This is a genomic window from Dokdonella fugitiva (assembly GCF_004342425.1).
Classification (GTDB): domain Bacteria; phylum Pseudomonadota; class Gammaproteobacteria; order Xanthomonadales; family Rhodanobacteraceae; genus Dokdonella_A; species Dokdonella_A fugitiva.
The window spans coordinates 93026-112341 of sequence record NZ_SLWQ01000001.1; the positions used below are offsets into that span (position 1 = coordinate 93026).

At 70.3% G+C, this 19316-nt stretch carries 16 protein-coding genes and 1 other RNA gene; 2 read left to right on the top strand and 15 right to left on the bottom strand.

Annotated elements, in window-relative coordinates:
• Positions 1-74: 74 nt before the first annotated feature.
• The 13 genes from ftsA to mraZ all read right to left on the bottom strand — a co-directional run bounded on the left by ftsA (position 75) and on the right by mraZ (position 14557).
• Positions 75-1310: a cell division protein FtsA gene (gene ftsA, locus EV148_RS00350; RefSeq protein ID WP_131991773.1), complete on the bottom strand. Its 1236-nt coding sequence runs from the start codon at positions 1308-1310 to the stop codon at positions 75-77.
• On the bottom strand, positions 1307-2179 hold the full coding sequence (locus tag EV148_RS00355) for a cell division protein FtsQ/DivIB (RefSeq protein WP_131991776.1): 873 nt from the start codon (positions 2177-2179) through the stop codon (positions 1307-1309). Before EV148_RS00355 ends, ftsA begins: the two co-directional genes overlap by 4 nt.
• Positions 2176-3171 (bottom strand): D-alanine--D-alanine ligase, encoded by a 996-nt coding sequence (locus tag EV148_RS00360; protein ID WP_131991779.1) that lies wholly within the window; start codon positions 3169-3171, stop codon positions 2176-2178. Before EV148_RS00360 ends, EV148_RS00355 begins: the two co-directional genes overlap by 4 nt.
• Positions 3171-4610, bottom strand: a complete 1440-nt coding sequence (gene murC, locus EV148_RS00365) for a UDP-N-acetylmuramate--L-alanine ligase (RefSeq protein WP_131991782.1) — start codon at positions 4608-4610, stop codon at positions 3171-3173. The genes EV148_RS00360 and murC overlap by 1 nt, the downstream gene beginning before the upstream one ends.
• Positions 4607-5689 carry an undecaprenyldiphospho-muramoylpentapeptide beta-N-acetylglucosaminyltransferase gene (gene murG, locus EV148_RS00370; protein ID WP_131991785.1) on the bottom strand — a complete coding sequence of 361 codons (1083 nt, stop codon included), beginning with the start codon at positions 5687-5689 and terminating at the stop codon, positions 4607-4609. The genes murC and murG overlap by 4 nt, the downstream gene beginning before the upstream one ends.
• The gene (gene ftsW, locus EV148_RS00375) at positions 5686-6897 is read right to left on the bottom strand and encodes a putative lipid II flippase FtsW (protein ID WP_131991788.1); all 1212 of its coding nucleotides are present in this window, start codon (positions 6895-6897) and stop codon (positions 5686-5688) included. The genes murG and ftsW overlap by 4 nt, the downstream gene beginning before the upstream one ends.
• A 237-nt stretch (positions 6898-7134) precedes the next feature.
• Positions 7135-8268 carry a phospho-N-acetylmuramoyl-pentapeptide-transferase gene (gene mraY / locus EV148_RS00380; RefSeq protein ID WP_131991791.1) on the bottom strand — a complete coding sequence of 378 codons (1134 nt, stop codon included), beginning with the start codon at positions 8266-8268 and terminating at the stop codon, positions 7135-7137.
• Entirely contained in the window at positions 8258-9634 is a 1377-nt protein-coding gene (locus tag EV148_RS00385) for a UDP-N-acetylmuramoyl-tripeptide--D-alanyl-D-alanine ligase (RefSeq protein WP_131991794.1), read from the bottom strand. The genes mraY and EV148_RS00385 overlap by 11 nt, the downstream gene beginning before the upstream one ends.
• Positions 9628-11133, bottom strand: coding sequence for a UDP-N-acetylmuramoyl-L-alanyl-D-glutamate--2,6-diaminopimelate ligase (locus tag EV148_RS00390; protein WP_425479830.1), 1506 nt, complete (start codon positions 11131-11133; stop codon positions 9628-9630). Before EV148_RS00390 ends, EV148_RS00385 begins: the two co-directional genes overlap by 7 nt.
• The gene (locus EV148_RS00395; RefSeq protein WP_131991797.1) at positions 11130-12896 is read right to left on the bottom strand and encodes a peptidoglycan D,D-transpeptidase FtsI family protein; all 1767 of its coding nucleotides are present in this window, start codon (positions 12894-12896) and stop codon (positions 11130-11132) included. The genes EV148_RS00390 and EV148_RS00395 overlap by 4 nt, the downstream gene beginning before the upstream one ends.
• Positions 12893-13156: a cell division protein FtsL gene (gene ftsL / locus EV148_RS00400; protein WP_241987969.1), complete on the bottom strand. Its 264-nt coding sequence runs from the start codon at positions 13154-13156 to the stop codon at positions 12893-12895. Before ftsL ends, EV148_RS00395 begins: the two co-directional genes overlap by 4 nt.
• Positions 13157-13158: 2 nt before the next feature.
• On the bottom strand, positions 13159-14100 hold the full coding sequence (gene rsmH / locus EV148_RS00405) for a 16S rRNA (cytosine(1402)-N(4))-methyltransferase RsmH (RefSeq protein ID WP_131991801.1): 942 nt from the start codon (positions 14098-14100) through the stop codon (positions 13159-13161).
• A gap of 13 nt (positions 14101-14113) precedes the next feature.
• The gene (gene mraZ / locus EV148_RS00410; RefSeq protein ID WP_131991804.1) at positions 14114-14557 is read right to left on the bottom strand and encodes a division/cell wall cluster transcriptional repressor MraZ; all 444 of its coding nucleotides are present in this window, start codon (positions 14555-14557) and stop codon (positions 14114-14116) included.
• 687 nt (positions 14558-15244) lie between these two features.
• Between mraZ and galE the strand changes: the two genes are divergently transcribed.
• Positions 15245-16222 (top strand): UDP-glucose 4-epimerase GalE, encoded by a 978-nt coding sequence (galE, locus tag EV148_RS00415; RefSeq protein WP_131991807.1) that lies wholly within the window; start codon positions 15245-15247, stop codon positions 16220-16222.
• Positions 16223-16255: 33 nt separating this feature from the next.
• Entirely contained in the window at positions 16256-17983 is a 1728-nt protein-coding gene (locus EV148_RS00420; RefSeq protein WP_131991810.1) for a class I SAM-dependent methyltransferase, read from the top strand.
• A gap of 45 nt (positions 17984-18028) precedes the next feature.
• Here EV148_RS00420 and rnpB read toward each other — a convergent pair.
• Both rnpB and rsmI read right to left on the bottom strand, forming a co-directional pair.
• An RNA gene (gene rnpB / locus EV148_RS00425) (RNase P RNA component class A) lies at positions 18029-18378 on the bottom strand.
• 59 nt (positions 18379-18437) lie between these two features.
• Positions 18438-19262 (bottom strand): 16S rRNA (cytidine(1402)-2'-O)-methyltransferase, encoded by an 825-nt coding sequence (gene rsmI, locus EV148_RS00430; RefSeq protein WP_131991813.1) that lies wholly within the window; start codon positions 19260-19262, stop codon positions 18438-18440.
• Positions 19263-19316: the final 54 nt, after the last annotated feature.

A 19316-nucleotide genomic window follows, 5' to 3' on the forward strand; every position in this document is an offset into this window, starting at 1 on the left:
TCCTTCGTGACGGCAGAGACCAGACCGGCTTCCATGCCGGACTTTCCAACAGGAGCCTTCCGGCGCCGTACTCACTAGAATTCGCCCTTGAACCAGGTCGCGACCCGGTTCCACAAACTGCCGACCGTCGAACTGCCCGCCACCGGGACGCCGCGCGTCGCGCCGCCGCGACTGCCGTAGATGAGCAAACCCACGCCGGTCGCCTGCATCGGGTTCGCGACGACGTCGGCGAGGCCCGTCACGTGCTGCGGCGTGCCGAGCCGCACCGGCATGTGGAACAGTTCCTCGGCGAGGTCGAGCGCGCCTTCCATGCGCGCGGCGCCGCCGGTGAGCACGATGCCCGCGCGCACGAGTTCCTCGCGCCCGCTGCGACGCAGGTCCGCCTGCACCATCTCGAAGATCTCCTCGTAGCGCGGCTGCACCGCCTCGGCGAGGTTCTGCCGCGCGAGGCGCCGCGGCGGACGGTCGCCGACGCTCGGCACCTGGATCGTTTCTTCCGCATGCGCGAGCTGCGCGAGCGCGCACGCATAGCGCACCTTGAGTTCCTCGGCATGAGCGGTCGGCGTACGCATGAGGTGCGCGATGTCGCTGGTGACCTGGTCGCCGCCGATCGCGAGCGAGGTCGTGTGGCGCAGCGCGCCGCCGGTGTAGATCGCGATGTCGGTGGTGCCGGCGCCGATGTCGACCATGCACACGCCGAGTTCGCGCTCGTCGTCGGTGAGCACGGCGCGCGCCGACGCGACCGCGGCCGGCAGCAGCTCGTCGACCTGCAGGCCGCAGCGGTTGATGCACTTGGTGATGTTCTGGATCGCGCTCGCCGCCCCGGTCACGAGGTGCACGTTCGCCTCGAGCCTGACGCCCGACATGCCGACCGGATGGCGGATGCCCTCCTGGCCGTCGATGAGGTATTCCTGCGGTTCGCGGTAGAGCACGCTGCGGTCGGCCGGGATGGCGATCGCGCAGGCCGAATTCAGCACCACGTCGAGATCGGCGACACTGACTTCCTTGTCGCGGATCGGCGCGGTGCCGTGCGAGTTCTCGTCCTTGATGTGGCTGCCCGCGATCGACGCGTAGACCGAGCGGATCTGGCAGCCGGCCATGAGCTCGGCCTCCTCGACCGCACGCTGGATCGAATGCACGGTCGACTCGATGTCGACGACGACGCCGCGCTTGAGGCCGTGCGCGGGATGCGAGCCGATGCCGATGATCTCGACCGGCTCGCCCGGCGTGTGCTCGCCGACGATCGAGACGATCTTCGAGGTACCGACGTCGAGGCCGACGATGAGGTTCTTTTCGGTCTTGCGGTTCATGGCGGGCCGGGAATCGGGAATCGGGAATCGGGAATCGCAAGAGCGGTGAGCCGCGTCGCTGCGAGCAACGTCGTCGGATCGGTCGGGAATGGATCTGGAACGGGACGCAGCGTTGCTGCCTGCGGTTGGCCATTCCCGATTCCCGATTCCCGATTCCCGTCCGCTGCGGGCTCCGGCCAGCGCATCGCGAAGCCGTTCTCGTAGCGCAGGTCGATGTAGGCCGGTGCGCTCGCATGCGTGCCGGCGAGGCGCGGCCAGACGTCGAGGAAGCGCGTGAGGCGCCGCTGCGCGTCGTCGCGGCCGAGCTCGACGACCGTGCCCGAGGCGAGTTCGAGCCGCCAGCCGCCGCGCGGCGACAGCGCGACCGCCTCGACCGCGAGGCCGCTGCCGGTGAATTCGCGCTGGCATTCGGCATGGAAGCGCAACACGTCGTCGAGGCGATCGTCCGGACCGCTCAGGCGCGGGAGCCCCTGCAGCCCGTCGGCGCCGGCGACGCTGAACAGCTCGCCGCGTCGATTGACCAGGCGCTCGCTGCCCCAGCGCGCGAACGGCTGTTGTTCGAAGACGGTGAGGTCGACCGTGTCGGGCCAGCGCTTGCGCACCTCGGCGCGCTCGACCCACGGCAACCGCGCGACCGCGGCGCGCACTTCGTCGAGGTCGAGCGCGAAGAAGCCCTTGCCGAGCAGCGGCTGCGCCGCGGCGCGGATCTGCTCCGCGCTGACATGGTCGAAACGCGCATTCACGTTGAGGCGCGTCACCGGCCAGCGGTCGCTCGCGAACCAGCCGTTGAGCACGCCGAGGATCGGCAAGGCGACGAGCGTGAGGGCGACGCCCCACGCGGCGAGCTTGAACGGGAAGCCCGTGCTCATCCGCGCTTCTCCTCGAACGAGGTTTCCAGCACGCGCCAGCACAGGTCCTCGAAGCTGATGCCGAGCGTGCCGGCCGCCTTCGGCACGAGCGAGTGGCTCGTCATGCCCGGCGCGGTGTTCACCTCGAGCAGGTAGTTGCGGCCGTCGCGATCGCGCATGACGTCGACGCGACCCCAGCCCGAGCACCCCGCCTCGTCGAACGCGGCGAGCGCGAGCGCGCGGATTTCCGCTTCCGCGTCACCCTCGAGGCCGGGGCAGATGTACTGCGTGTCCTCGGCGACGTACTTGGCGTGGTAGTCGTAGAACGCGCCCTTGGGCACGATGCGGATCGAGGGCAGCGCTTCGCGGCCGAGGATGCCGACGGTGAGCTCGTCGCCGACGATCATCTCCTCGACGAGCAGGTCGCCCGGGTAGCGCGCCGCGAGTTCGGCCGCTTCATCGAGGTCGGCGTCGCGGAACACGCGCGATACGCCGACGCTCGAGCCTTCGCAGGCCGGCTTGACGATCACGGGCAGGCCGAGCTTCGCCGCGGCCGCGTGCACGTCCGGCTTCGCGCCGCTGCTCTTGCGCAACGCGACGAAGCGCGGCGTCGGCAAGCCGGCGGCGATCCACACCTGCTTGGTGCGCACCTTGTCCATCGACAATGCCGAGCCGAGCACGCCCGAGCCCGTGTACGGCACGTGCAGCGATTCCAGCGCGCCCTGCAGCACGCCGTCCTCGCCGCCGCCGTGCTGGCCGTGCAGGATGTTGAACACGCGCGCGTAGTGTCCCGCGCGCAGGGCGTCGAGCAGGGCCGGGATGCCGTCGACCGCGTGCGCATCGACGCCTTTCGCGCGCAGCGCGGCGAGCACGTTGCGGCCGGAGTCGAGCGACACCTCGCGCTCGGCCGACTGGCCGCCCATGACGACGGCGACGCGGCCGAAGGCTTTCGCGTCGGTGACGCGAAAGCCGGGAATGGGGAATCGGGAATGGGGAATGGTCGAAGCGGACATCATGCGGTTCCCCGCGTCTTCAGGTGACCGGAAGCGGCGAGTTCGGTTGCGGTAGCGCCGATGTCGCCGGCGCCGAGCAGCAGCAGCAGGTCGCCGTCGCGCAGCAGCGGTGGCAGCGCCGAGGCCAGGTCGCGCGGATGCGCGACGAGGACGGGATCGACCTTGCCGCGTGCACGCACCGCGCGCGCGAGCGCGCGGCCGTCGGCATTGGCGATCGGCGCCTCGCCGGCGGGATAGACGTCGGTGAGCACGAGCACGTCGACTTCGGCCAGCACCCGGGCGAAGTCGTCGAGCAGGTCGCGCGTGCGCGAATAGCGGTGCGGCTGGAACGCCACGACGAGGCGGCGTTCGGGCCAGCCCGCGCGCGCGGCGGCGAACACCGCGGCGAGTTCGCGCGGGTGATGGCCGTAGTCGTCGACGAGCAGCGCGTGGCCGCGGTCGAGTTCGATCTCGCCGCGCAGCTGGAAGCGGCGGCCGACGCCCTGGAACTGCGCAAGCGCGCGCTGCATTGCTTCCGGCGGCACGCCGAGCTGCCAGCCGACCGCGCAGGCGGCGAGCGCATTGAGCACGTTGTGGCGGCCCGGCAGGTTGAGGCGCACGGCCACGCTCGCGCCTTCGGGCAGGTGCAGCGTGAATTCGGTCGCGCGTCCGTCCTGGCGCAGGCCGGACGCGCGCACGTCGGCGTCGGCGTCGATCGCGTAGGTCAGCACGCGGCGGTTCGAGTCGCGCGCGAGCGCGGCCACCTCCGGATCATCGATGCACAACACCGCGAGCCCGTAGAACGGCAGCCTGTGCAGGAAATCGGCGAAGGCCTTCTTCACGCGCTCGAAGTCGCCGTCATAGTTCTCGAGGTGATCGGCGTCGATGTTGGTGACGATCGCGACGACCGGCGAGAGCAGCAGGAACGAACCGTCCGATTCGTCCGCTTCGGCGACGAGGTACTCGCCCGTGCCGAGGCGCGCGTTCGCGCCCGCCGCGATGAGCTGGCCGCCGATCACGAACGTCGGGTCGAGCCCCGCTTCGGCGAGCACGCTCGCGGTGAGGCTCGTCGTGGTCGTCTTGCCGTGCGTGCCGGCGACCGCGATGCCGCGCCGGAAGCGCATCAGCTCGCCGAGCATCTCCGCGCGCGGCACGACCGGGATGCGCCGTTCGCGCGCGGCGACGAGTTCGGGGTTGTCCGCCTTGATCGCGCTCGACACGACGAGCACGTCGGCGTCGGCCACGTTGGCGGCGTCGTGGCCGCGATCGATGCGTGCGCCGAGGCCGGCGAGGCGGCGCGTGGTCGCGTTGTCGGCCTTGTCCGAGCCCGACACCGAATAGCCGAGGTTGCACAGCACTTCGGCGATGCCACTCATGCCGACGCCGCCGATGCCGACGAAATGCACGCGACGGAAGTCCTGCATGATGTCGCCGTGATGCTGCAGGCGCGCCGGAGTCACGTGGCCGCCTCCAGGCAGATGCCGGCGATGCGTCGCGCGGCGTCGGGCTTGGCCTGCGCGCGCGCCGCGCGGGCCATGCGCGCGAGGCGCGCGCGGTCGTTGAGTTCTTCGAACGTGGCGCCGAGACGCTTGACGAACTCGTCACCCTCGGCGACCAGGCGCGCGCCGCCGGCGGCGACCATCGCCTCGGCGTTCTTCGTCTGGTGGTCGTCCACGGCATGCGGGAACGGAACGAGGATCGACGGCACGCCCGCTGCGGCGAGTTCGGCGAGCGTGAGCGCGCCGGCGCGGCAGATCACGAGGTCGGCCCAGGCGTAGGCCGCCGCCATGTCGTCCTCGAACGGCACGACATCGGCGTCGATGCCTGCATTGAGGTAGGCGGCCTGGGCCTTGTCGAAGTGCCTGGAGCCGCACTGGTGACGCACCTGCACGGCCATGCGCGAGCCGCGCCGGCGCAGGACTTCGGGCAAAGCCGCATTGAGGCTCTGCGCGCCCTGGCTGCCGCCGAGCACGAGGAGGTGCAGAGCGCCTTCACGACCGGCGTAGCGCTGCGCCGGATCCGGCAGCGCGGCGATCGACGCGCGCACGGGATTGCCGACCCATTCGCCGCGCGCGAACACATCGGGAAAGCCGGTCAGCACGCGCTTGGCCTTGCGCGCGAGGAAGCGGTTGGTGATGCCGGCGATGCTGTTCTGCTCGTGCACGACGAGCGGCACGCCCGACCATTGCGCGGCGATCCCGCCCGGCGCGGCCGCGTAGCCGCCGAGCGAGAGCGCGCAGCGCGGCCGCTGCCGCTTGAGCAGCGCGCGCGCGCCGGCGACGGCGCCGGCGAGGCGGAAAGGCATCGCGAGCTTGGCCGGCAGGCCCTTGCCGCGCAGGCTGCTGATCGGCAGCGTTTCCAGGTGGAGGCGATGGCGCGGTACCAGCTGGGTCTCGAGGCCTCCGTCGGCGCCGAGCCAGATCACCGGGATCTTGCGCGCGACGAGCTCGTCGGCGACGGCGAGGCCCGGGAAGATGTGGCCGCCGGTGCCGCCGGCCATGATGAGCACCGGGCCGTCGCGATCGGTATAGGCGCTCATGCGCGCACCTCGAGCGCCTGGCGCTCGCTGATCACCTGCAGCATCGCGTTCTCCGCGCGGGACACTTCGTAGCTCACGCGCGCGAGCAGGCCGATCGCGGCGCACGTCATGATCACGCTCGAACCGCCCGAGCTCACCAACGGCAGGGTCAGGCCCTTGGTCGGCAACACGCCGAGGTTCACGCCGATCGAGACGAGCGCCTGCAGCGCGAGCATCAGCGACACGCCGAACGCGCAGTAGCCGGCGAAGTGACGGTTCTGCTCGACTGCACGCAGGCCGATCGCGAAGCCACGGCCGACCAGCCAGGCGAAGAGCACGAGCACGAGCACGACGCCGGCGAAGCCGAGCTCCTCGGCGAGCACGGCGAGGATGAAATCGGTGTGCGCCTCGGGCAGGTAGAACAGCTTCTGCACCGACGCACCGAGGCCGACGCCGGTCCACTCGCCACGGCCGATCGCGATCAGCGCCTGGGTCAGCTGGAAGCCGTCCTTGAACGGGTCGGCCCAGGGATCGAGGAACGAGGTGAGGCGCTTGACCCGATAATCCTGGCTCAACGCGGCGCCGGCGAGCACCGGCAACGCGAGTGCGCCGAGCGCGGCGAGGTTGCGCAGTGGCGCGCCGCCGAGCCACACCATGCCGAGCGTCACCGCCATCAGCAGCGTCGCGGAGCCGAAGTCCGGCTGCACCAGCAGCAGGCCGGCGAAGATCGCCGCGATGCCGAGCGGCTTGATCACGCCGAACAGCGTGCCCTGCAGGTTGTCGCGATGGCGCACGAGATAGCTCGCCATGTACACGACGAGCAGGATCTTCACCGCCTCCACCGACTGGAAGCCGATGATGCCGAGGCGGATCCAGCGCCGCGCGCCGTTCACGCGCACGCCGATGAACGGCACGAACACGAGCAGCAACAGTACGGCGCCGCAGAGCAGCAGCGGAAGCGCATTGCGCTCGAGCCAGGCGAGCTCGACGCGCGCCATCACGTTGGCCGCGACGAGCCCGATCGCGAGGAATGCGAGGTGGCGGTAGAGATAGTAGAACGGGCCGACGTGCTGGCCGTCGGCGATCGCGATCGAACTCGACGCGACCATGACGAGGCCGAGGCTCGCCAGCAGCATCGCGGCGACGACGAGCGGGATGTCGTAGCGCCCCTTGACGTCGCCGAAGCGCGTCGCCTGCTGGTCGTCGTTGCTGAAGTCGAAGAGGAGCATCTCAGCGGCCCCCATCAAAGCATGCGGCTGCCGCAGGCAGCCGACTACGGTCCCTCGCCCGCGCAGCGGGAGAGGGGGGGACCATTTGCAAAGCAAATGGTGGGGTGAGGGCCAATCGACGAAGATCGCCCACGGCTGCCGCAGCCAGCCGGCGACCGTCCCTCGCCCGCGCAGCGGGAGAGGGGGCGCCCCCTTGCGGAGCAAAGGGCCGGGTGAGGACGAGCCGGAGCGCGGTCATCAGCGCACCTTCAACGTGGCAAGGCCGATCAGCACCAGCACGACGCTGATGATCCAGAAGCGCACGATCACCCGCGGTTCCGGCCAGCCCTTGAGCTCGAAGTGATGGTGGATCGGCGCCATGCGGAAGATGCGCTTGCCGGTGAGCTTGAAGCTCGCCACCTGCAGCATCACCGACGCGGTTTCCATCACGAATACGCCGCCCATGATCAGGAGGACGATTTCCTGGCGCACGATCACCGCGACGCAACCGAGCGCGGCGCCGATCGCGAGCGCGCCGACGTCGCCCATGAACACCTGCGCCGGATAGGTGTTGAACCAGAGGAAGCCGAGGCCCGCGCCGGCCAGCGCGCTGCAGAAGATCGCCAGCTCGCCCGCCCCCGGGATCGCCGGGATGCCGAGGTATTCGGAGAACACCTTGTTGCCGGCGAGGTAGGCGAACACGCCGAGCGCGGTCGCGACGAGCACGCTCGGCATGATCGCGAGGCCGTCGAGGCCGTCGGTGAGGTTCACCGCGTTGGAGAAGCCGACGACGATGAAGTAGGCGAGGCCGACGAACGTGACCGCGCCGAACAGGGTCCACCACGGCGCCTGCACCGCCGCCGCGGAGAGATGGCCGAGTGGTACCTGCGCCTGCTTGATCAGCGGCAGGTAGAACGTCGTCGCGGCCGGCGTGTCGGCGCTGAAATACAGGTAGAGCGCGACGGCGAGGCCGAACACCGACTGCCAGAAATACTTCCAGCGCGCGGCGAGGCCGCGGCTGTCCTTGAGCACGAGCTTCTTGTAGTCGTCGTAGAAGCCGATCGCGCCGAACGCGATCGTCACGCCGAGCACGAGCCAGACGTAGCGGTTGTGCAGGTCGGCCCAGAGCAGGGTGGACACGACGATCGAGGCGATGATCAGTGCGCCGCCCATCGTCGGCGTGCCGGCCTTCGACAGGTGCGTCTGCGGGCCGTCGCTGCGGATCACCTGCCCCGCCTTGACTTCGGCGAGCTTGCGGATGATCCACGGCCCGGCAAGCAGCGACACCGCGAGCGCGGTCAGCGTGCCCATGATCGTGCGGAACGTCAGGTACTGGAACAGGTGGAAACCGCTGATCCATCCTTTCAGCAACTCGGCGAGTTCAAGCAGCATGGCGTTCGCCTCCGTTGCCGTCTTCGTCGCCGCAGAGCGCGCGCACGACCTGGTCCATCGCCGAGGAGCGCGATCCCTTCACCAGCAGCACGACGCCCGCGCGCAGTTCGGCGCGGAGCGCGTCGACGAGTTGCGCCTGGTCCGCGTAATGCGTCGCACCCGCGCCGAACGCATCGGCGGCGGCGCGGCTCAGGCGGCCGACCGCGTACAGGCGCTGCACGCCGCTGCGCCGCGCCAGCGCGCCGATGTCGGCGTGCAGGCGCTCGGCGTCGCTGCCGAGTTCGGCCATGTCGCCCATCACGAGCACGCGTTCACCGGGCTCCGCGGCGAGCGTGGCGATCGCCGCCGCGAACGAGCCCGGGTTCGCGTTGTAACTGTCGTCGACCACGACCGCGCCCGACGCATGTGCGCGCCGCGCGAGCCGCCCGGCGACGAGCGGAGCCGCCTCGATGCCCGCCTTGATCGTCGCCAGCGGCACGCCGAGCGCGAGCGCGAGCGTCGCCGCGGCGAGCACGTTCATCACATTGTGCCGCCCCCGCAGCGGCGAGGCGATCTCGATCGCGCCGGCCGGCGCGAGCAGGCGCAAGCGGCCGTCGGCCGCGCCCTCGATCTCGAGGTTCGCGCCGACGTCGGCGCGGCGCAGCAGGCCGAAGCGCAGCACGCGGCGCGGCCCGGCGAGCACGCCGAAGTAGTCGGCGAACGCGTCGTCGGCATTGATGATCGCGACGCCGTCGTTCGGCAGCGCGCGGTAGATCGCGCCCTTGGTCTCGGCCACGCCCTGCAGCGTGCCCATGCGCTCGAGGTGCGCGGCGGCGATGTTGTTGACGAGCGCTACGTCCGGCTGCGCGATGCGCGCGAGGTAGGCGATGTCGCCGGGCTTGCCGGCGCCCATCTCGAGCACGGCGTACTCGGTGTCTGCGGGCATCGCGAGCAGGGTCAGCGGCAGGCCGATCTCGTTGTTGAAGTTGCCGGCGTTGACGTGCGTGCGCCCGTGGCGGGCGAGGATCGACGCGACCAGCGTCTTCACCGTGGTCTTGCCGTTGGAACCCGTGATGCCGACCACGCGCGCCGTGCTGCGCGCGCGCACCGCGCGCGCGAGTTCGCCGAGTGCGACGAGCGTGTCGGCAACGACGACCTGCGGCAGTGCCGTGGCGAGCTCGCGCTCGACGAGCAACGCGGCCGCGCCACGCTCGCGCGCCGTTTCCGCGAATGCGTGCGCGTCGTGGCGCTCCCCCTTGAGCGCGACGAACAGCATGCCCGCCGCGAGCGAGCGCGTGTCGGTCGAGACCGCTTCGACGACGGCATCGGTGCCGTGCAGGCGGCCGCCGGTCCAGCGCGCGATGTCGGAGAGCCGCAGGTTCAGCATCGGCGTGCCTCCAGCGCATCGCGCGCGACGGTGGCGTCGTCGAACGGCAGTTTCTCTCCCGCGATTTCCTGGTACGGCTCGTGGCCCTTGCCCGCGACGAGCACCACGTCGCCCGCGCCCGCCATGTCGATCGCCAGTGCGATCGCCGTGGCGCGATCGCGCTGGATCGTCGCGAGCGCCGGGTGCGCCAGGCCGGCGATGATTTGCGCGACGATTGCGTCGCCGTCCTCGTCACGCGGATTGTCGTCGGTGATGACGATGCGGTCGGCGAGCGACTCGGCGATCGACGCCATCTGCGGCCGCTTGCCCGCGTCGCGCTCGCCGCCGCAGCCGAACACGCAGACAAGGCGGCCTTCGCAGTGCGCGCGCAGGCTCGCGAGCGCCTGTTCGAGCGCGTCGGGCGTATGCGCGTAGTCGATCACGACGAGCGGGCACTGCGCGTCGCCGCCGAGCCGGGTCATGCGCCCGGGCACCGGCTCGAGCACCGCGAGCGCGTCGCGGATGCGCTCGAAGGCGAAGCCGAGCTGGCCGAGGCAGGCCGCGACCGCGAGCAGGTTGGACACGTTGAAGCGGCCGAGCAGGCGCGATTCGACCACGCCCTCGCCCCATGGCGTGGCGAGGCGGAAGCGCAATCCGGCCGCGCCCGACCGGATGTCGCGCGCGACGACGTCAGCATCGTCGCGCTCGATGCCGTAGCGCACGAGCTTGACGCGATCGCCGACGACCCTGGTGAGCACACGCCCGAACGCGTCGTCGACGTTGATGATCGCGCCGGCGAGGCCCGGCCAGGAGAACAGGCGCTGCTTCGCCTCGCCGTACGCCTGCATCGTGCCGTGGTAATCGAGATGGTCGCGCGTGAGGTTGGTGAACACCGCGAGCTCGAACGCGACCGCGTTGACGCGCCCCTGGTCGAGCGCGTGCGAGGAGACCTCCATCGCGACGTGGCTCGCGCCGTCGTCGCGGAATCCCGCCAGCAGCGCGTGCACGGCGATCGCATCCGGCGTGGTGCGCTCGCCTTCGCGGATCGCGCCGTGCGGCCCCGCGCCGAGCGTGCCGATGGTCGCGACGCGGTGGCCGCCATGGTGCAGCGCCTGCGCGAGCAACTGCACGGTCGAGGTCTTGCCGTTCGTGCCGGTGACGCCGACCACGCGCAGCCCGCGCGAGGGCTCGCCGAAGAAGCGCGACGCGATCGCGCCGACGCGATCGCGCAAGCCGCCGACCGCGACCACCGGCGCCATCGGCTCGCCGGAGGGCGCGCCGGACGCGGGCGCCTCGATGCCTGCCTCGTCGGCGAGGATCACCGCTGCGCCACGCGCCGACGCGGCCGGGGCAAACGTGATGCCGTGCGCGCGTGCGCCGGCGAGTGCGAAGAACGCGTCGTCCTTCTCCACGCGCCGCGAGTCGAGCGCGAGGCCGCGCACGACGATGTCGCCGGCGGCGCCGGCATCGGCGTATCCGTGCAGCAGGTCGCGCACGCTCATCCGGTATTGCCTGTTCATTCGGGTACACCCTCCGCATAGTCGGGCTCGGGCTGGGCGCCGTCGGGCGCCTGCCGTGCCATGCGTACGGTGTGCCCGGAATCGGGCGAGGCGGTGTACCAGTTCTGCACGTCGTCGGGCGGCACGTCGAGCAGGCGCAGCGCGCCGTCCATGACCTTGCTGAAGACCGGCGCCGAGACGAGCGCGCCGTAATACGCACCCTGCGGATCGTGGATGACGACGACGCCGACCAGGCGCGGCGCACTCGCCGGCACCATGCCCGCGAACAGCGAGATGTACTTCTTCTGGTAGCCGCCGCCGACCGCGGTGCGCGAGGTGCCGGTCTTGCCGGCGACGCGGTAGTTGGTGATCGCCGCCTTGATGCCGCCGCCGGGCGGGTGCACGACCGTCTCGAGCATGCCGCGCACGGTCGCCGCGATCTGCGGATCGATGACGGCGCGATCCTTCGCCTGGCCGCCCTTGACGAAGGTCGGCGGACGCAGCCGGCCACCGTTTGCGAGCGCGGCGTACCCCTGGGCGAGTTGCAACGGCGTCACGCTGAGGCCGTAGCCGTAAGCGATCGTCGCCTGCTCGACCGGGCCCCAGTTCTTCGCGATCGGCAGGTTGCCGGGCGATTCGCCCGGGAAGCCGCAGCCGGTGACTTCGCCGAAGCCGAAGCGATGGAACACGTCGTACATTTCGTCGCGACTGAGCGTCGCGGCGATCTTCGCCGCGCCGACGTTGCTCGAATAGGTGATGACGCCGGTGACGTCGATCAGGCCCTTGTTGTGCACGTCGCTGATGGTGTGGCCGTACAGCGTATAGGTGCCCGGCGACGTGTCGATCGGCGTGTGCGGCTTCCACTTGCCGCTTTCCAGCGCGGTCGCGATCGTGAACGCCTTCACCGTCGAACCGGGCTCGACCACGTCCGTCGCGGCGCGGTTGCGCCGGTAGGCGGGGTCGACGTTGCCGCGCGCGTTCGGGTTGAACGACGGCTGATTGACCATCGCGAGGACCTCGCCGGTGGGCACGTCGAGGATCACCATCGACCCCGAACTCGCGTGGTGCTCGACCAGCGCCGCCTTCAGCTCGCGATAGGCGAGGTACTGGATGCGGCGGTCGATCGATATCGTGAGGTCCTTGCCCGGGCGCGCCTCGCGCACGAGCTCGACGTTCTCGACCTCGTGGCCGAGGCGGTCGCGGATCACGCGCTTGACGCCCTTCTCGCCCGCGAGCCACGCGTCGAACGCGAGTTCGAGGCCCTCCTGGCCGGCGTCATCGATGTTGGTGAAGCCGAGCACGTGGGCGATGACCTCGCCGCTCGGGTAGTAGCGGCGGAATTCGCGCTGGCTCGACACGCCCGGGATGCCGAGCGCGAGCACCGCCTGCGCGTCGTCCGGGTTGAGGTGGCGCTTGACGTAGTAGAACTCGCGGTCGGAGCGCTCGGCGAGGCGTTGCCTGAGTGACTCCTCGTCCAGGCCGGTCGCCCGCGCCAGCTCGCCGATGCGGTCCGCATGCTCGAGCAGTTCCTTCGGGTTCGCCCAGATCGATTCGACCGGGGTCGACACCGCGAGCGGTTCGCCGTTGCGGTCGAAGATCGTCCCGCGCGACACGGGGATGTCGATGTCGCGCAGGTAACGCGCGTCACCCTGCTCCTGGTAGAAGTCCTTGCGCACCACCTGCAGGTCGACCGCGCGCACGACGAGCGCGCTCGAGGCGAGGCCGAGCATCGCCAGCACGGCATACAGCCGCGTGCGCGGGTTGGGCTTGGCGCGCGCGCTCATCGCTTGATCACCAGTGTCTGCGCAGGCGCGGGCGGCAGCATGCCGAGGCGGCCGCGTGCGATCTGGTCGATGCGGTTGTTCTCCGCCCAGGTCGCCTGCTCGAGCTGCAGGCGGCCGAACTCGAACTCGAGGTTGTCGCGCTCGTTGCCGAGCCGGGTCAGCTCGATGAACGTGAGGCGGCTTTGCTGGCGGGCATAGACGACGCCGATCGCGCTCGCGATCGTCGCCAGCAGCAGCAGCGCGAAGGCGGCGATGCGCAGGCTCACCTGGCCTCCGGGGGATCGGCGCGCTTCTCGGCGACACGCAGCACGGCGCTGCGCGCGCGCGGGTTCGCGGCGAGTTCCGCCTCGCCGGCGAATTGCGCCTTGCCGATCGCGACGAGCGCGGGCGGCGCCACCTCCGGCAGCGGCAGGCCGCGCCGCACCGGCCGCGCGACTTCGCCGCGGATGAACTGCTTGACGACGCGGTCCTCGAGCGAGTGGAAGCTGATCACGGCGAGCCGTCCGCCCGGCTTGAGGCATCGCAACGCGGCGTCGAGGCCGCGTTCGAGCGCGCCGAATTCGTCGTTGACGTGGATGCGCAACGCCTGGAACGTGCGCGTGGCCGGATGCTTGTTGCGCTCGCGGTGGCCGATCGTCCTGGCGACGAGGTCGGCGAGGTCGCGCGTGGTCGCCAGCGGCCGCTCGCGTTCGCGTTCCACGATTGCCCGCGCGATGCGTCGACTCATCCGTTCCTCACCATGACGCCACAGCACATCGGCGATCTCCTTCTCGTCCGCCGTCGCCAGCCACTGCGCCGCGCTCGTCCCGCGTGTCGGGTCCATGCGCATGTCGAGTGGTCCTTCACTCTGGAAACTGAAACCACGCTGCGGGTCGTCGAGTTGCGGCGACGACACGCCGAGGTCGAGCAGCACGCCGTCGAGCCCCGCCGCCGCCTCCGGCCATGCATCCATCCCGGCGAAGTTCGCGTGGCGGATCGCGACGCGCGGATCGTGCGCGAACTCCGCCTGCGCGGCCGCGATCGCCTCGGGATCGCGGTCCATCAGCAGCAGGCGCCCTTCCGGGCCCAACCGCTTCAGTACTTCGCGCGCATGCCCGCCGCGCCCGAACGTCCCGTCCAGCCAGCTTCCCTTCTCCCTTACGCGAAGGCCTTCCAGCACCTCCGCCAGCATCACCGGCACGTGCCGCAGCTGCGACGCGCTCATCGACGAGCCCCGTTCACAGCTTCAGCTCGAGCATGTCCTCCGTGATCTGCTCCTCGCCGATCGTTTCGCGGATCTTCGCGAGGTGCGCCTGTTCACTCCACAACTCGAACTTGTTGCCCATGCCGAGCAGCACCGCGCGCTTCTCGATGCCGCTCGCGCCGCGCTGGCTGGCCGGCAACGAGACGCGACCATTCGCATCCGGCTCGACATGCGCCGCGGCGCCGACGAGTTTCATCTGCAGGTTGCGGTGCACCGCCTTCACCGACGGCAGCGCATTCACCTCGTCGCGCACGCGCTCCCATTCCTCCTGCGGGAAGATCCACAGGCAGCCGTGTTCGAACGGGTTGTAGGTCACGACGAGCCGGTTGCCGGATTTCGCGACGAGGTCGCGATGGGCCGCGGGGATGGCTACCCGGCCCTTGTCGTCCAGCGTGACGGCGGTTTCGCCCTGAAACATGACCCACGGTCCACCACAAAAAACCACTTGATCCCACATTAGGTGGCGAGGCGTGGACTGTCAAGGAATTTCCGGAAAAAAATCCTGTTCAGGCAAGGATTTGACGCATCTCACAGGAATCCGAACGCCACGGTATTGAGACCGATTCTGAAGTCCCTGCGCCAACCCACTGATATTCGCTGGCTACTGCATCCCGCACACGACCCTGCTTCGGCGAAAGGCAAACCTGCGGCCATGGCCGAGGGGCAGGTCGATACAGCGCGCCTGCAAAGCCGGATACCGTATCCCTGACTATTGAAGCTGCGCTAACTGCACCAGAACCCAGGGGCGGCATGGCGGGTCCTGGCGACCTTCAAACTCGATGGGATACCCGCTGCACTTCCTCCTTCGGAGCGCGTTCTCCGCGCTTCGTGCTCATCCCTCCGTCGCGGGAAATGACGGGAGTGGTAGGGCGGGTCGACACGCGCAGGCGGATCCGCCTTTGCACTTCCGCGGGAACGGCGACCGTTGCGTGCCGCAGATCCGGATTCCCGCTTTGGCGGGAAGGCGGCAGCGTGCCCGCACGTCACCCGGGCGCGAGGACGGGAGCGGACCCCGGCGGCCCCGGCGCGCCCCGCAAAAAGCCATGCTATCCACACCGATGCTTTGCGCGTACAACGAGGCGCCACGACTCCGGCAGCACACGGAATGAAGCGGATAGCGGTCACCGGCGGCGCCGGCTACATCGGGTCGCACATGTGCAGGCAGCTCGCCGGGCACGGGCACGAAGTCGTCGTCATCGACGATCTCTCCGGCGGCCATCGCGAAGCGGTGCGCTGGGGCCGCCTCGTGCAATGTTCGCTGCTCGACGCACCGGCGCTGTCGCGCGCGCTGCGTGAGGCGCGTTGCGACGCCGTCATCCACTTCGCCGGCGCGATCGCCGTCGGCGAATCGGTCGCCGACCCGCTGAAGTACTACGCGGTCAACGTCTGCGGCAGCCTGAACCTGCTGCAGGCGATGCGCGAGGCCGGCGTACCGCACATCGTGTTCTCCTCGAGCGCGGCGATCTTCGGCGAGCCGCGGCAGGCATTCATCGACGAACGCCATCCGATCGCGCCGATCAGTCCTTATGGCCGTGGCAAGGCGATGGTCGAGCGCATGCTGTGCGAGAGCGTGCAGGCCTACGGAATCGCCGCCGTCGCGCTGCGCTACTTCAATGCCGCCGGGGCCGAGCCGTCGGCAACGATCGGTGAATCGCACGATCCGGAAACGCACCTCATCCCGCGGCTGCTGCGCCACTCGGCAGGCCAGGCGGAGCCGGTGGAGATCTATGGCGACGACCACCCGACGCACGACGGCACCTGTATCCGCGACTACGTGCACGTCGACGACCTGTGCGCCGCGCATCTCGCCGCGCTCGGCCATCTCGACGCCCACGCCGGCTTCGACGCGTTCAACCTCGGCAACGGCAACGGCTATTCCGTGCGCGAAGTCGTCGCGGCAGTGGAGGCCGTCACGGGCCGATCGGTGCGGACGCGCCTCGCCGCGCGACGCGCGGGGGACCCCGCCCGGCTCGTCGCCTGCCCCGATCGCGCACGTGCCGTGCTCGACTGGAAACCCGCGACGCCGGCACTCGAAGCGATCGTCGAGTCCGCCTGGCGCTGGCATCGCGCGCCTGCATACTGATACGTTCCGGCGGACGTCGGCGACGGAGGATGCATGGCGCGACTCTGCCTCAACATGATCGTGAAGAACGAAGCCGCGATCATCGAACGCTGCCTCGCGGCCACCGCGCCGCACGTCGACTGCTATGCGATCCTCGACACCGGCTCGAGCGACGACACCGTCGCGCGCATCCGCGCCCATTTCGATCGCCTCGGCATCCGCGGCGTGGTGGGCGAAGGCACGTTCCGCCATTTCGAGCAGGCGCGCAACGACGCGCTCGACCTCGCGCTGCAGAGCGGCCTGGATTTCGACTACCTGCTGCTCTGCGACGCGGACATGGAACTCCAGGTCGCGCGCCGGGATTTCCGCGACCACCTCGACGGCGCGGTCCATTCGATCATCCAGCGCAGTGCGGACGGCTTCGAATACCCGAACGTGCGCCTGCTGCGACGCGACGTTCCCGCCCGCTATCGCGGCGTCACGCACGAATACCTCGACGTCGGCGATCGCCCGCGCCCGCTGCTCGATGGCATTGCGTTCCTCGACCATGCGTCGGGCGCGAACCGCGCGGGCAAGTACGAGCGCGACATCGCGCTGCTGTCCGAAGCGCTGCGCGGCGAACCCGGCAATGCGCGCCACGTGTTCTACCTCGCCAATTCGTACTACGACCTCGGCGACTTCACGAACGCGATCACGTGGTACGCGCGCCGCGAGGCGATGGGCGGATGGGCCGAGGAAGTGTTCTATTCGTCCTACCGCACCGGCCTGTGCCTGCAGCGGCTTGGCCGCGACGACGAAGCGGCCGCGCGCCTGCTCGACACGTGGCAGCGCTTCCCCGAGCGCGCCGAGCCGCTGCATGCGCTCGCGCTGCAGTACCAGCGCACGGGCCAGCACCGCCTCGTGCACCTCGTCGCCGAAGCCGGGCGTGCGATCGCCGTGCCGCGCGAGGCGTTGTTCGTCGAGACCGACGTCTACACCTGGCGCCTCAAGGACCTCGATGCGGTCGCGCTGTACTGGCTCGGCCGCCGTTCGGCCGCGGCGGCGCTCAACCATGAACTGCTGCAGCTCGTCCCGGCCGGCGAGCGCGCGCGCATCGCGCAGAACCTCGCCTGGTGCGAAGGCCGGATCGCGACGGCGGGCGCGCCGGCGATGCCAATGGCTGGCGGGGCGGCCACGCGGCCCTGGGACAAGTACGATGGCATCAAGCAATGGGGCTGGTACGTCGACCAGTTCGATGCATGGCGCGAGCATCTCGCGACGGACGCACCCGTTCGCGTACTCGAGATCGGCGCGTTCGACGGCGTGTCGGCGAACATGATGCTCGATGCGATCTTCACGCATCCGCAGTCGCAGGTCGTCGCGATCGACCCGTACCTGCCCGACCCGACCACGCCCGAGGTCGACGCCTCGACGCGCGACACGTTCCTGCGCAACGCGCGCATCGGCGGCCACGAGGACCGCATCAAGTTGCTGCTGGGCGAGAGCTTCGACCTGCTGCCGCAGATGCCGCGCGCCTCGTTCGACGTCGTCTACGTCGACGGCAGCCACTTCGCGCGCCACGTGCTGGAGGACGCGGTGCTCGCGCTGCGCCTGCTCAAGCCCGGCGGCATCATCGGCTTCGACGATTACCTGTGGACCTCGCCGACGGATCCGGGCGAACCCGGTGCGAGCCCGAAGGCCGCCATCGATGCATTCGAACGCGTGCATGCCGATCGCATCGAACTCGTGTTCGGCACGCGTCAGCGCTTCTATCGCCTGAAGCCGGATGCCTCGCCGGCCTGAACGCGCCCGCCCGCGCACGGCGGACCGTGCGCGGGCGACGCGAAGGAGTGAAGTCGGCCGATAAGCCGGGTTCTGTCGTGGGCAGCCATTCCTCTAGGCCGTGCGTCGCCGCACGGCTCGAGCAACCAACCCGGGGACGACGCGGGCCGCGCCATGGTCCCCCTATTCGGTCTTGCTCCGGGTGGGGTTTGCCGTGCCGGTCCGTTGCCGGACTCGCGGTGCGCTCTTACCGCACCGTTTCACCCTTGCCTGATCCTCTCGCGAGGCCATCGGCGGTCTGCTCTCTGTTGCACTTTCCGTCGGCTCGCGCCGCCCAGGCGTTACCTGGCACCCTGCCCTGTGGAGCCCGGACTTTCCTCGAAGCCTTGCGGCCTCGCGGCTGCCTGGCCGACTCCGCGCACAGTCTAGCAGGTGCGCGCATCCGGCCCGCCATGCACGGGCGGGCGACGGCGACCTACTCGTACAGCGCCTTGCGCGGCGCGCCGGTGATCGCCGCGGCGAGCTTGGCCGCGCGCGCGGGCGGCAGTTCCTCGCGCAGCAGCGCGAACACGCGCCGCCCCTCGGCGAGCGTCGCGTCGGCGGCCTCCCCCTCGGCGCCGGCGACGACGAGCACGAATTCGCCGCGCTGCTGGTCGGGGTCGGCGAGCACGCGCGCCTGGATGTCGGCGAGTGGCGCGGCAATGACGGTTTCGAACAGCTTGGTCAGCTCGCGCGCGAGCACGGCCGCGCGCGCGGCGCCGAAGACCGCGACCAGGTCGGCGAGCGCTTCGACGATGCGATGGCTCGATTCGTAGAAGATCAGCGTGCGCGCCTCGGCGGCGAGCGCGACGAGCCGTTCGCGGCGCGCGGCCGCCTTCGCCGGCAGGAAGCCCTCGAACACGAAGCGGTCGCTGGCGAGCCCGGCGACGGACAGCGCGGCGATCGCCGCGCAGGGACCGGGCACGGGCGAGACCTCGCAGCCGGCCTCGCGCGCCGCGCGCACGAGCCGGTAGCCCGGATCGCTGACGAGCGGCGTGCCCGCATCGGAGACGAGCGCGACGTCGTCGCCGTCGAGCAGGCGCTCGACGACGCGCTCGGCCTGCTCGCGTTCGTTGTGCTCGTGCAGCGCGAACGCGCGCGCGCGGCTGCCCGCATGGGCGAGCAGCGGCGCGCTGTGGCGCGTGTCCTCCGCGGCGACGAGGGCGACGGTGCGCAACACCTCGCGCGCGCGCGGCGACAGGTCGTCGAGGTTGCCGATCGGCGTGGCGACGATGAACAACTTGCCTCGTTTCCGCTCCATCGCGTTCCGTCCGGCGTCGTCGCGACGGGCTCGTCCGCGCGATCGGCTATCATT